We start from the raw sequence: 14451 nt of genomic DNA on the forward strand, positions 1-14451 counted from the left end.
TGAACGTGATTATTAGTATATAAAAGCAAGGGCACCTCGAATCACTTTCTTGGTGCCCTTATTGTTGGTTGGAAGGGGATTAATATGGACCTGATGGATTGTATTGCTGAACTGTGGAAACACGAGCGACCGGAGCTAGATACAGAGCCAATGGTTCTTATTGGGCGATTAATGCGAGTGAGTAAATGTGTGGAACAAGAACTCGCGAGTTTATGCCGCCAATACAGTTTGAAAACTGGAGAGTTTGATGTATTGGCTTCACTGCTGCGCTCTTCTGCACCTTATCGTTTAACTCCCAGTGAACTTACGCAGTCTTTAATGCTGACATCAGGCGCAATGACTCATCGCCTTGACCGTTTGGAGAGTAAAAAGCTGATTGCCAGATACCATTCGAACTGCGATAGACGTTGTGTTGTGGTTCAACTTACGCAGACTGGATATGACATCGCTAACGCTCTGATTGATGCCCACGTTGATAAACAAAAACAGTTGGTGTCCGGTCTTTCTTTGGAACAACGACAACAAACCACCGCGCAATTGAAAGTTTGGTTGAAGCACGTAGAAAAGGGCGGTTATACGGAACCTCAACAGGACGAGAATGTACTTCAACGGCAGCGCAAAGCGAAAGCGATCGATATACCTAACCAGCCAGAAGTCGTATTAGAAAGCTAAACATTTAGCTGACAATTAATGTGAGAATAATAAGCTATCAATATGATAGCTTTTTTATTGTTATGATAGATGTAATTAATAAAACACTCGAGCTGACTATCATAAAAAACCGTATTAAATAAGAATACACTTTAATCAAATTAATAACTATTCTCAATAGCCTTTATTATCAGACCTCTGTCACGAAATAGCAGTTAAAATGTCTTCATGTTAAGTAATTAGACAACCTTGGCTTAGTGATTGCTCTTATCTCATTAATTCATTTACACAGAAGTACAAGCGAATTAATAAAGGAGTGTTACCATGGGAGATATCATGCGCCCAATTCCATTCACCGAGCTGCTTGAACGCATGTTTGGTGAGTATCATCAAAGCAAATCGATTTTCGGCATCCCAGAAAAGCAGTTCTATAAAAAACAGACAAACCAACACCTTGCGGTATGGGGTGAAAACTGCGAAACCCCTGTAGGGCCTGCCGCCGGACCTCATACTCAATTAGCTCAGAACATTGTTACGTCTTGGCTTGCTGGTGGTCGCTTCATGGAGCTTAAGACTGTTCAGAAGTTAGACCGTCTTGAAATTGCTAAACCATGTATTGATGCAGAAGATGAGTGTTTTAATACGGAGTGGTCAACTGAGTTTACGTTACACAAAGCGTATGACGAATATTTGAAAGCATGGTTTGCACTGCATCTACTTGAATCAGTATTTGATAGTAAAGCAGCGAAGCAAGCGAAATCATTTATTTTTAACATGAGTGTTGGCTATGATTTAGATGGTATTTTGACCGAGCCAATGCAAGAGTATATTGATAATATGCTCGATTCTTCAAAGCATCCAAAATTTGCACAATATTCAACAGAGTTAAAAGACTTTATTGCTAATAATAAACTGTTGAATAGCAGAACATCAGAAACTGAACTGCAACAATTATTCGAAATGGTAGATGATATCCCAGTCAGTTTGACTGAAGGGGTAACACTATCAACCATGCACGGTTGCCCACCAAACGAAATCGAAGCGATTTGTCGTTATATGTTGGAAGACAAGGGCATCAATACCTTCGTTAAATTGAACCCAACGCTGCTAGGTTATGACCGTGTTCGCAGCATTCTTGATCAAACGGGTTTTGATTACATCTCCCTTAGCAAAGAAGCGTTCTCTCACGACTTGCAACTGCAAGATGCCAAGGCCATGCTTCATCGTCTAGTTAAGCTTGGTAAAGACAAGAACATCGGCTTTGGGGTCAAACTGACCAACACTCTTGGTACATTGAACAATAAAGGCCGTCTTCCTGACAAAGAAATGTACATGTCTGGCCGCGCATTGTTCCCGCTATCAATCAATGTGGCGTTGGAACTGTCTCGCGAATTTAATGGCACGTTACCAATCTCTTATTCTGGTGGTGCAAGCAAGTTTAACATCAGAGAGATCTTTGAAACTGGTATTCGCCCAATCACTATGGCGACAGACCTGCTCAAACCAGGCGGCTACTTACGCCTTGCTGACTGTGCCAAAGAGCTTGAAGTGAGCACTGATTGGGCAATGCGTGGTGTTAACCTAGAGCGTTTGGAAAAACTGGCAGAGAAGTCTTTGTGCGCTGAATACACACAGAAAGAGTGGCGTGGTCCTGAAGAAATTACTGTCGAGCAACCAGTGCCACTAACGGATTGTTATGTCGCACCTTGTGTAACCGCGTGTCCTATCAGCCAAGATATCCCTGAATACCTACGCCTAATGGGTCAGCACAAGTATACCGAAGCGTTGGAAGTCATTTACGCTCGAAACGCTCTGCCTTCCATCACAGGTCATATTTGTGATCACCAATGCCAATACAACTGTACTCGTCGCGATTACGAAGGTGCATTGAACATTCGTGAAATGAAAAAAATTGCGCTGGACAAAGGTTGGGATGGCTACCAGTCTAAATGGCATCATCCAAATCTGGATACAACCAAACAGCCAGTCGCGGTTATTGGTGCTGGTCCTGCAGGTCTATCAGCGGCGTACTTCATTGCTCGAGCTGGTCACCCTGTGAAAATCTTCGAGAAAGAAGAGAGCGCAGGTGGTGTGGTGAAACACATTATTCCTCAGTTCAGAATTCCTGAGAAAGCCATTAGACATGACATTGAGTTTGTTGAAGCTCATGGTGTGGAATTTGAATATGGCGCGAATCCAGATATCACTATCGACCAACTGAAAGAGCAGGGCTATCAATACATCTGCTTGGGTATCGGTGCAGATAAAGGTAACCCTATCAAGTTAGCGGGTGACAATAACAACATCTACAAGTCTCTAGACTTCTTACGTCGCTACAACGATGGCGAAGCGTTAGCGCTTGGTGACCATGTGGTTGTAGTTGGGGCAGGTAATACCGCGATGGATAGTGCGCGTGCCGCGCTTAAAGTCAAAGGTGTTGAGAAAGTAACGGTACTTTATCGCCGTACTGAAGCTGAAATGCCAGCATACAAAGAAGAGTATGACGAAGCGGTTGAAGATGGCGTGAACTTCAAGTTCTTAACCAACCCAGAAGAGTTCCATCAAGATGGCACTATCGTAGCGCGCGTCATGACATTAGGTGAGCCTGATGAGAAAGGCCGTAGACGTCCAGTCGCAACCGATGAAACTATTTCACTCAAGGCCAGCGCAGTCATTACAGCGGTAGGTGAGCAAGCGAACCGTGATGTGTTAACGCGTATCGGTGTACCAATGGGTGACGACGGTTGGCCAGCAGTCAACAATGACACTTGCGAGACCCAGGTCGAAAACGTGTTCTTGTTAGGTGATGCGCAAACCGGTCCATCATCGATTGTTTCGGCAATTTCAGGTGGTCGTAAAGCGGCGTCGGCAATTATCGAACGTGAACTTCAATCTGAAACGTTAGCTCAAGTTGAGTCTTCAGTAACGGCCGCGGAAGTGTATCGTAAGAAGGGCGAAATCAAAGTTGCACTGCTTGAAGCGAACAAGCTAGAAGAAAACGACCGCAATGAGTTTGTTAAGCAAGAAGCAGAGCGCTGCTTAGAGTGTTCTTACGTGTGCAGTAAGTGTGTGGATGTTTGTCCGAACCGAGCCAACATGTCACTGCCGATTCCTGGCTTCAAAGACCAGTATCAAACGCTCCACCTTGATGCTTACTGTAACGAGTGTGGCAACTGCGCTCAGTTCTGCCCTTGGGACAGCAAACCATACAAAGACAAATTTACGTTGTTCAGTTTGAAAGAAGACTTTGACTCAAGCACTAACCCAGGTTTCTTGGTTCAAGGTGATGAGTTGTTGCTAAGAGCTAAAGGGGAAGTTGCGACGTATCCAATTAGTCAAAATGGTCAAATCAAGTTGCCAGAAACGTTAGCTGATGAAGCCACCATTATTCAGTACGTTCTATCGAACCACAAATACTTGCTTGGCGCTGTAGAAGTGTAAAAGGAGAATAGAATTATGTTGATAATTAAGAACGCAACAGCAGTACAGATGGAACCTGCCTTTATTAAGGAAGGGATTGATATTGCGATTGAAAACGACCTTATCATAGAAGTCGGTGAGTCTCTTAGTGCCAAGTATCCAAATGCTGAAGTGAAGGAGTTTACTGGTAAGTTAGTAATGCCGGGCATTGTCTGTTCTCACAACCATTTCTATTCTGGATTGGCTCGCGGCATCATGGCGGACATTAAACCAAGTCCAGATTTTATCTCCATCCTGAAGAACCTATGGTGGCGAATGGATCGTGCGTTGGATGAAGAAGCTTTGTACTACAGCGGTTTGATTTGTTCATTAGAAGCCATTCGTCATGGCTGTACATCGGTTATCGACCATCATGCTTCTCCGAACTACATTGAAGGGTCACTGGCGACGCTTCGTAAAGGCTTCTTAAAAGCGGGCCTTCGCGGTATGACTTGTTTTGAGACCACTGACCGTAACGGCGGCGTTGAAGAAATGGCGGCAGGTGTAGAAGAGAATATTCGCTTCGCACAACTTGTGGATGCCGAAAAAGAAAGAGGTGTTGAGCCTTATCTGGTTGAAGCTCATATCGGCGCTCATGCTCCGTTTACCGTGTCGAATGAAGGTATGGCAATGCTGTCGGAAGCGGTGAAAGCGACTGGGCGTGGCTTACATATTCACGTTGCAGAAGACCGTTACGATGTGACTCATAGTCATCATCATTACGACCAAGATATTGTTGAGCGCCTCGATAGCTTTGGCTTAATCGATAGCAAAACACTGCTTGCTCATGGTTTATTCTTGTCCGAGAAGGACATTAATATCTTGAACAAACACGACGGTTTCTTGGTTCATAATGCACGTTCGAATATGAACAACAATGTAGGTTATAACCATCAGTTACGTCAGTTCAAAAATGTCGCGATTGGTACCGATGGCATTGGTGCGGATATGTTCGAAGAGCTTAAATTTGCGTTCTTCAAGCATCGTGATGCTGGTGGTCAAATGTGGCCTGATAGCTTTATGCGCCATCTATGGAACGGCAACGAGATTCTTGGTCGTAACTTTGGTGCTAAGTTTGGTCGTTTGGAAGCAGGATATAAAGCGGATCTAACGATTCTTGATTACACCTCACCAACACCTTTGGTTGCTGATAACTTGCCGGGTCACTTTGCATTCGCACTCAATGCGAGCAACGTAAACAGTGTGATGGTGGAAGGTAAGTTCTCTTATCTAAACCGTGAGTTCCCATTCGACGTTGAGCCTATCTATAAAGAGGCGAGGGAAGTCGCAGCTCGTTTATGGAAAGACATGGACAATCTTGATTAACCCTTTCGTTTGATTGACCAATAATAAAAAGACCAGCATAAGCTGGTCTTTTTTATGAAGAGAATCTGAGGTGATTACTTCATTTGTTGTACTTGTTTTTGAAGCTGGTCAAGTTGCTTCATTTTGCCTTGAAGACCTAGAGACTGGTAGTCAATCGAAGCAGGGTTCATCATCTGGCCTTGCTGCATTGGGTAGTTAGGCAGAGTTTGGAAGAATTCGCCAAGTACGTCTTGAATTGGAACGAATAGCCACATGTTGTCTGCCATCCAACGTAGGTACATGCCAGATTCGTGTGGTGCTTTCTCAAATGGGTCAGCACGTAGGTGAATGATCTTCGGCCAGTTAGGAGAGAAACGTACCGCGTCAGTGATGTTACCTTCTAACGTTGCGAAGTGTAGTTTCCAGTCATTCCAACGAACCGCATTCAATTCGCCGTTTGCTGTGAAGTAAAGTAGAGACTCACGTGGTGCCTTGTCAGTTTTACCTTCAAAGAATGGCTTGAAGTTGTAGCCATCAATATGTACGCGCCAGTCTTTACCGTTTGCTTTGTAGCCTTTAGCTAACTTTTCTTTCACATCAGGAACACCTGCTGCAGCAAGAAGCGTTGGTAGCCAGTCTTGGTGAGCCATCATCTCGTTGATCTTAGTACCTGGTTCAATTACGCCAGGCCAACGGACAAGTTGAGGAACGCGCATACCGCCTTCCCAAGTTGTGCCTTTTTCACCGTGGAATGGTGTCGCACCGCCATCAGGCCAGCTAACTGTTTCAGCACCGTTATCAGTAGAGTAGATAACAATCGTGTTGTCAGCGATGTTTAGCTCGTCCAGTTTGTCTAGCAGGATACCAACTTGGTCATCGTGCTCTAGCATGCCGTCGGCATAAATAGAGATACCAGATTTACCTTGATACTTCTCTTGCAGACGAGTCCAAACGTGCATACGTGTGGTGTTGTGCCAGATGAAGAATGGTTTATCAGCTTTTACTGCCTTTTCCATAAACGCGAGAGACGTTTCTAGGAACTCTTCATCAGCATGTTCCATACGCTTACGCGTCATAGGACCAGTATCTTCGATTTTGCCATCAGCAAAAGACTTGATTACACCACGAGGGCCATAGTTCTTACGGAACTCTGGATCTTTAGGGTAGTAGTAAGTTTCTGGTTCTTCTTCAGCATTTAGGTGGTAAAGGTTACCAAAGAACTCATCGAAACCATGATTAGTTGGCAAGTGTTGGTCTTGGTCACCTAAGTGGTTTTTACCAAACTGTGCCGTCATGTAGCCTTGCTCTTTGAGTAGATCAGCAGTGGTTGGAGCCCAGTCTGGAATACCGTGTGTTGAACCTGGCATACCAATTGTTAATAGACCAGTACGGAAAGGTTCTTGACCAGTAATGAAGGCTGCGCGACCTGCTGTACAAGATTGCTGACCATAATGGTCAGTGAAAAGTGCACCTTCGTTAGCGATACGGTCGATATTTGGAGTTTCATACCCCATCATGCCTTGGTTATACGCGCTAATGTTCCAATAACCAACATCGTCGCCGAAAATCGCAAGGATGTTCGGTTTATCTGCTGCAACTGCAACTGAAGATGTAGCAATAAGCCCAACGCCCATTGCAATCTTACTTAAGTGGTTTGCCATTCTAGACTCCATCGTCTTTTACTCATTGATTTTGCAGTAAACACCCAGTGAGGTGCTTATTTGCCTCGCACTCTATTTGAGGTCAGAGATGGTGTCGTCTTATAAACACTATAAAAAAAAGTTATAACTGGTAAATATTCTTATCTAAATCATAAGGTTGAGTTCCAATGGGGTGGTCACTTACAACTTTAGTGCTATGTGAGATTAATCAAAAAATCTGGCTAATGTTTATTAATCTATTAATAGTGAAAATTGCCTTAGATTTTTGGCGCTTATGAGTGTTTGCGACTATACGTTAATGGGCAGGATGCGACCAACTAACGTAGAGGTTTACATGACAACACACAGAAGGTTTAAGCGGAGCTTAGCAGTTTTGGCTACCGCGTTATTTGGTATATCAGCCAGTGCATATGCAGAAGATAAGCCCAACATCTTGGTGATATGGGGGGATGACATTGGTCAGTCCAATGTTAGTGCATATACATTTGGTCTTATGGGGTATAAAACGCCTAATATTGATTCCATTGCGAAAGAAGGCATGATGTTCACCGACTACTACGGCGAGCAATCTTGTACGGCAGGACGTTCGACATTTATAACCGGTCAAAGTGTATTGCGCACAGGTTTAAGCAAAGTGGGTCTACCGGGGGCTGACCTTGGGTTACAAGCGGAAGATGCAACCATTGCGGAGCTTCTAAAGCCTCATGGTTATATGACAGGGCAATTTGGAAAAAACCACCTTGGCGACAAAGATGAGTTTTTACCTACCAATCACGGCTTTGACGAGTTCTTTGGTAACCTTTACCACCTAAATGCTGAGGAAGAACCTGAAAATATCGACTATCCGAAAGATCCCGAATTCCGTAAACAATTTGGACCTCGAGGGGTTATCAAATCCTATGCCGACGGCAAAATTGAAGATACTGGCCCTTTAACTCGTAAGCGTATGGAAACCGTAGATGAGGAGACTCTTTCTGCGGCTCTAGACTTTATGGATCGCGCGGTAGCGGCCAAGAAACCTTTCTTCGTATGGTGGAATGCGACACGCATGCACTTCCGTACTCATGTGAAAGATGAAAACCTCGGTAAATCAGGCATTAGTTTTTATGCTGACGGGATGATTGAGCACGACAACCAAGTAGGCGAACTCCTTAAAAAAGTCGATGAGTTGGGAATCGAAGACAACACAATTGTCTTTTACTCAACGGATAACGGTCCGCACATGAATACGTGGCCAGATGCGGGTCTCACTCCTTTCCGAGGTGAGAAAAACACTAACTGGGAAGGAGCGTATCGTGTCCCTGCGATGGTGAAATGGCCGGGTAAAATCGAAGCGGGCTCGGTCTCCAACAATATTATGCATCACATGGATTGGTTGCCTACGTTGTTAGCAGCGGCTGGTGAGCCTGATGTAAAAGAGAAACTTCTTAAGGGGCACAAAGCCGGTGACAAGACCTTTAAAGTTCACCTTGATGGTTACAACTTCCTTCCTTACTTAACAGGTGAAACTGAAGAGTCACCGCGTGCGGAGATTTTCTACTTCTCAGACGATGGTGATTTAACCGCACTGCGTTATAACAACTGGAAAGTCGTATTTATGGAGCAGAGGGTAGAGGGGACGTTGCAAATATGGGCAGAACCTTTCGTGACACTCCGCGTGCCAAAAATCTTTAACTTGAGAATGGACCCTTATGAGGTCGCTGATGTTACCTCCAATACCTACTATGACTGGATGTTGGATCGTGTTTACTTGTTAGTTCCGGCTCAAGTCTATGTAGGGAAGTTCTTAGAGACCTTTAAAGAATTCCCGCCAAGGCAAAAAGCAGCAAGCTTTAACTTGGATGAGGTTATGGATAAACTTCAGACCCCGACGAATAAGTAGTTAATCTGTGTCCGGAAAGCGCCCTAAGTATTGGGCGCTTTTTTGTGCATGTTCGTAATGAAAAGCACTCTGTCTGTTAGAGAATAATAGGAAATCGTAATTCGAGTTTGGATTCCTTTTCGCAGATTTTACATAAAGTTATCTGGAAATCATTGGCTGATACAGTAGACTAGTGAGAGATTTGCTGATTAGAACCCTTAGAACAACATGCTGCTAACTGCCTCCCCAACCGCTGAGTTATTTACTCAACACGAATTTCGCTCTCTTGAACTTAATGGCGATAGCCTTGTGCTGCACTCGGTGCGCGCCGAGGTTCGAATTCCGTTTAGTGAATGGTCGGGAAAATTAAGTGTTAAGCGAGGGTTAGTATGGTCATCCGTGTCGGTGTTTGCGCACGAAGAGAATGGCAAACAGGTGTGCTGGGTGGTTCAGGGGGTACCTTGGAGAGAAGCGCAGGACTTTGCCAAACATGCTGTGAGTTGTTATCAGCAATGGCACCATAAACAATGCGGTTTGCTGAATACCTATCTACCGAAATGGGAAGATGAGTTACGACGCTTGCGTTCTCTGCCACAATTTTTGCCTCAATCACAAATGGTGTCATGGGCGGATGAAGTAAACTCCGAGTTTCTTGAAATCAACATGTCACTTTCTGAAGCGATGCGCACAATGCCAAAGCGAATCAACAACCTCATTCCATGGTTGGATGATACAGCGACAGTGCTAGCAGAACGAAACCAAACATGGTTGGAAAATGAGCGTGAGAATTGGCAAGTATTATTCTCGCAATCTGAGTCATCTCCACTTAATTACTCACAACAAATGGCGGTCCTGCATAACAATGATCAAAATTTGATCCTTGCTGGAGCAGGTTCAGGTAAAACGAGTGTGCTGATGGCGCGTGTGTCCTATCTGCTGCAAAGTCATCTCGCACAGGCTGACCAGATACTATTGGTGGCGTTTGGTCGGGACGCTGCTAATGAAATGAAGCAACGTCTTGAGAAAAAGCTGGGGCAAACGGCTGACGCTATTTCGGTGCTGACCTTCCATCAATTAGGACTGAAGATACTCAAAGAAACTGAGAATCAACCACCTCAATTAACGCCATTAGCGACTGAGCAAACACAAAAAACTGCCTGGTGCATTGACTGGCTGAAGAAGCATTGGATGACACCAACCAACTTCAAACGTTGGCAAAAGCACTTATCTAAATGGCCTATTGCCTACTTAAAAGGAGATGAGGAGCTTGGCAGTCAAAGTGAAAACCCTAAGCTCATCGCGTGGCTAGAACAGCAACTAGACCAATTGATTTCTGCTGGATTATCGAAGAAAGCGATTCAAGAAAAGATCATAGACGAAGAAGAGTATGCGCGGCTTAATAGTGAGTTGGCGCTATGTTGGCCTTGTTATCAAGCGTGGCAAAAAATGCTCAAAGAGAATGAGCAAATTGACTTTACCTCGATGATTACTAAAGCGACTAAACATGTTTCTGCTTCGCGCTTCAAATCGAACTGGAAGTTTGTCATGGTCGACGAGTATCAGGATATTTCCCCTGATCGTTTAGAGTTGGTTCAAGCCCTTTGTGAACAAAAGCTTCATGATGGTACCAATGCAACGCTCTATGCAGTGGGTGATGACTGGCAGTCCATCTATCAGTTTACTGGATCTGATGTGGATTTGACGACAGGCTTTGAGCAGCGATTCCCTAACGCCTCTATCCACTTGTTAGATACGACTTATCGTTTTAATGACAAGTTGTTGGAAGTGGCGTCTGACTTCATTCAAGCCAATCCTACACAACTGACTAAAGATATTAAGAGCCACAAATCCGCTAAGCAAAAGGTAGTGATTGTGGAGCAGGGCAGCCGTGTAGAGAAAATTCTTGAGGAACTTAATAGCAAGTCCAAACAAGGTAAATCAGTGTTGCTGTTAGGACGTAACCACTATCATAAACCGGAATTGTTTGGTGATTGGTGTAAGCAGTTTGCAAACTTGTCGTTGGAGTTTATGACCTGTCACTCTAGTAAAGGCAAAGAGGCGGATTACGTTATTGTAGTAGGCGCTGATGAGGGACAATTCCCAGCGAAAAGGAAGTTCGTTCACCTAAATAATGCCCTGACCATAGGCACAGATACTTATGAACACGCTGAAGAGCGGCGCTTGTTCTATGTTGCATTAACAAGAGCAAAAAACAAAGTGTGGGTGACGTATCAATCCTCACCATCGATATTTGTACGTGAACTTATGGAGCACGAACAAGTGCTTGTTAAAAAGTAATGGAATACAAAAAGGCCACATTTTGACGTGGCCTTTGTCTTAGTTACCGTTCCCTAAATCTTAAAGATTGAAATGGCACTGTCCATTTTGGTGGTTTGGCTAGACACGTTTTTCACTTCATCTAAGCAGTTACGTGCATTCGACATGTTGTCATTAGAAATTTCATTAAGCTCTGTGATGGATTCGCCTACCTGACCCATTACTATGCCTTGCTCTTCAATCGCCGCAGCAATTTGATCGGAGTTGGTCTGAATCTCAGCCATGTCCTCAGAGATTTGCTGTAGTGCGCTATCAAGCTTCGCAGACGCAGACAATGTTTCTGCTCCTTGAGCGTTGCATTGCTCTATGTCGGTAACCACCGTTGTCATTTGAGCCTGAATTGCACTAACGAGGTTAGTGATCTCTTCCGTTGATTGATGTGTTCGGCTAGCCAAGGCACGAACTTCGTCTGCGACCACTGCGAATCCACGTCCTTGTTCGCCAGCTCGAGCTGCTTCAATCGCTGCGTTTAGTGCTAATAAATTAGTTTGCTCCGCGATATCTTGGATAATATGAACCGCTCCGCCAATTTTGCCAACATGCTCATTCAAGGAACGGATTTCATTGTTACTTTCCGCTAGTACGGAAGAAAGGGACTCGATATTGCCGACAGTGTTTTCAACAAATGCGCGGCTGTTCTGAGAGTTGTCCGCTGCTTTGTTTACCACATCAGCGGCGTTGTGAGTAGTTTGTGCAATTTCGTCAATGGTGGTTACCATTTGCTGAACCGCCGTTGCCATTGAGTTAGTGTGGTCACTTTGACTATGGAATTGATGAATCACATTCTCCAATTCATCTTCCATATTGGTACTGCTGCTTCTAAGCTCTGAAGACTGCTTCTGTGTGTTGCCAACTAATGAAGCAAAGTTATCCAGCAATGAATTGACGGCTTTACCAATTGAGGCTATCTCATCGTTGCCTTTAACTAACACTCTTTTGGTTAGGTCATTGTGTTCAGCAATATCCGAGATAGTAGACTGCAAGCGGTTTACATTAAGGTTGATCGCTCTGACTATGTAAGTGATGAGAGCGGCAATGACAACAAGTAATAGAACAGAAATGGTCCATTTTGCGGTCATGATGGTTTGGATCTTGTCATCAAGTACACGGTTTAATTGAGCATTAAAATCCTCAAAATCTGTTTCAATCTTATGAGAATTGCTGCGAGTTAGCCCAAGCAAACCTTGGTCGTAGGCAAAGCCAATGACTTCACGTTGCATAAGGACATTTTGACCAACAGTATTAAGTGATGGGTTGTTGGTTGGTTTCACGGTCGCAACATTGCCAAACATAACGTCATCGTGGTACTGCAATAATTCATGAGTGATGTCTCGCTCAAGCTCTTGATGGAATACTTCAAGAAATTGCTTAGACAGACCCTGTGAAAGGTTTAGACCAAGTACAACGTAACCATTTACCAGTTTTGTGAAGGCTTGTTCGTACGCTGCAAGCTCCGCTGATAGTTGATTTGGAAGAGAGACACCTGCGTTGGCAAGGGTGAGTTGAAGTTCATTCTGTTGACTACGGAAATGTTCAGCGTTGACTCTGAACTTTGCTAGGTACTTTTCGTCTTTACGTAATAAAAAATCTTTTTCATTTCTACGAAGATTCAACAAAGTGACTTCAAGTTGACTCAGTTTAGTGAGAGCATTGGTAAGGTTATCTGTAGTCTTCGCAAAGTAGCTACTAGACATTAACATTGAGGCGATAGCCAATACGGATATTGACCCTAAAAGTAGAAGTTGGTGCTTGATCTTCATTATCAACCTTTTCATATTCGCGAGAAAGATATTGCCAGTAATTGGATTGGCAATATGAATATGTGTGCTTAAATATTTCTGAGCGCGGAATGTATCAACTTGTTGATTTCTAGTCACTTATAAAAGTTTTTCTAAACTCAAAAATGGAAAGACTACACAAAACTAAGCCGTTTTTTTATTATTTACTATTGTATCGGTAAGCGTACGCCGTTCTTTAGTAATAAATTTGTAATGTTAATGCCCTTAATGAACCACAAGAGGTTAACCAGTTGTTAGATTTAGAGTTGTATGATGGAATTATCTTCGATATGGATGGCACGTTGTTGGATACCATGCCAAACCATGTCTTAGCGTGGGAAATGACGGCAACGAAATTCGATTTTCCATTTGATCGCCATTGGCTGCATTCTCTGGGAGGTATGCCAAGTGTCAAGATCGCGGGTGAGGTGTCAAAGCGTTATGGTATCGAATTGGATCCGAAACAAGTGTCGATATTTAAGATGAATGCTTTTGCACAATTGCCACTAACAGGTAAGCCAATAGCACACACTTATGAAGTGTTTCAGCAATATAAAGGCACCAAACCCATGTCGATAGGTACAGGGAGCCAACGTGACTCTGCTTTGAAGTTATTGACGCACGCTGGAGTTTTGAATGACTTAGACTGTGTAGTGTCGGCAACCGATGTTGAGAGTCACAAACCTAATCCAGAAACGTTCTTGTTAGCGGCTAAGAATATGGGTGTAGACGCTAAGAAGTGTGTAGTTTTTGAAGACACTCAATTAGGCCTTCAAGCTGCGCATGCTGGTGGAATGGACTGTTATTTGGTTACTGAGTCAGGCTTTGAATTTCATCCGGTACAGTGACCTTTTCGATAGAGAACGAAACAAAAAGAGCACCTTATAGGTGCTCTTTTTGTTTATAGTTTTGATTATTGAATTTCAATCAATTCAACATCAAAAATCAATACTGCCGACGGAGGGATAGGGCCAGTACCTTTCTTGCCATAACCCAATGTACTTGGGATGTACAAGCGATATTTGTCACCTTCAGACATGTGTTGAAGACCTTCTTGCCATCCTTTGATAACTTGGTTCAGCCCGAAGCTAATTGGTGTACCACGGTCAACTGAACTATCAAACACAGTACCGTCGATAAGCGTGCCGTGATAATGCACTTTAACTTTGCTTTTAGGACCTGGTTTTTCAGTATTGCCACTAGTTTCAAGCACTTCATATTGTAAGCCGCTCTCGGTAGTAATAATGCCTTCTTTCTTAGCGTTTTCTAGAAGGAATGCTTGGCCTTGCTGAAAGTTCTCCTCACCAGCTTTGCTGTTGGTCCAAGTTCGATAGATCATGAATGCCGCTAATAGCAGAACAATGAGAGGGATTAAGACTTTAGACACAGTAATTCCTTA

At 43.7% G+C, this 14451-nt stretch carries 8 protein-coding genes and 1 pseudogene; 6 read left to right on the forward strand and 3 right to left on the reverse strand.

What is annotated here, in order from left to right; translation table 11 throughout:
- Positions 1-84: 84 nt before the first annotated feature.
- The 3 genes and pseudogenes from HOP38_RS20650 to ssnA form a co-directional block, all read left to right on the forward strand.
- Positions 85-564, forward strand: a pseudogene (locus HOP38_RS20650) (MarR family winged helix-turn-helix transcriptional regulator); the annotation flags it as partial.
- Between the two features lie 411 nt (positions 565-975).
- Positions 976-4092: a putative selenate reductase subunit YgfK gene (ygfK, locus tag HOP38_RS20655; protein WP_198558863.1), complete on the forward strand. Its 3117-nt coding sequence runs from the start codon at positions 976-978 to the stop codon at positions 4090-4092.
- Positions 4093-4107: 15 nt separating this feature from the next.
- Positions 4108-5436, forward strand: a complete 1329-nt coding sequence (gene ssnA, locus HOP38_RS20660; RefSeq protein WP_198558864.1) for a putative aminohydrolase SsnA — start codon at positions 4108-4110, stop codon at positions 5434-5436.
- A 74-nt stretch (positions 5437-5510) separates the two neighbouring features.
- On the opposite strand, the gene HOP38_RS20665 is transcribed toward ssnA, so the two are convergent.
- Complete coding sequence (locus HOP38_RS20665) at positions 5511-7076, reverse strand: arylsulfatase (RefSeq protein ID WP_006074758.1); 1566 nt, start codon at positions 7074-7076, stop codon at positions 5511-5513.
- Between the two features lie 307 nt (positions 7077-7383).
- Here HOP38_RS20665 and HOP38_RS20670 point away from each other — a divergent pair, with 307 nt between their 5' ends.
- Together HOP38_RS20670 and helD are read left to right on the forward strand one after the other, a co-directional pair.
- Positions 7384-8958, forward strand: coding sequence for an arylsulfatase (locus HOP38_RS20670; RefSeq protein ID WP_423250101.1), 1575 nt, complete (start codon positions 7384-7386; stop codon positions 8956-8958).
- A 207-nt stretch (positions 8959-9165) separates the two neighbouring features.
- On the forward strand, positions 9166-11235 hold the full coding sequence (gene helD, locus HOP38_RS20675) for a DNA helicase IV (protein ID WP_198558866.1): 2070 nt from the start codon (positions 9166-9168) through the stop codon (positions 11233-11235).
- A gap of 53 nt (positions 11236-11288) precedes the next feature.
- Here the strand turns inward: helD and HOP38_RS20680 are convergent, their stop codons facing one another.
- Entirely contained in the window at positions 11289-13034 is a 1746-nt protein-coding gene (locus tag HOP38_RS20680) for a methyl-accepting chemotaxis protein (RefSeq protein ID WP_198558867.1), read from the reverse strand.
- 269 nt (positions 13035-13303) lie between these two features.
- Between HOP38_RS20680 and HOP38_RS20685 the strand changes: the two genes are divergently transcribed.
- A complete protein-coding gene (locus HOP38_RS20685; RefSeq protein ID WP_256200716.1) occupies positions 13304-13900 on the forward strand; it encodes a beta-phosphoglucomutase family hydrolase in 597 nt (198 codons plus the stop codon).
- Positions 13901-13965: 65 nt separating this feature from the next.
- Here the strand turns inward: HOP38_RS20685 and HOP38_RS20690 are convergent, their stop codons facing one another.
- Positions 13966-14439: a BamJ family beta-barrel-assembly machinery protein gene (locus HOP38_RS20690; RefSeq protein ID WP_006074753.1), complete on the reverse strand. Its 474-nt coding sequence runs from the start codon at positions 14437-14439 to the stop codon at positions 13966-13968.
- Between the last annotated feature and the right edge of the window lie 12 nt (positions 14440-14451).

This window comes from Vibrio mediterranei, from assembly GCF_013364395.1.
Taxonomy (GTDB): domain Bacteria; phylum Pseudomonadota; class Gammaproteobacteria; order Enterobacterales; family Vibrionaceae; genus Vibrio; species Vibrio mediterranei.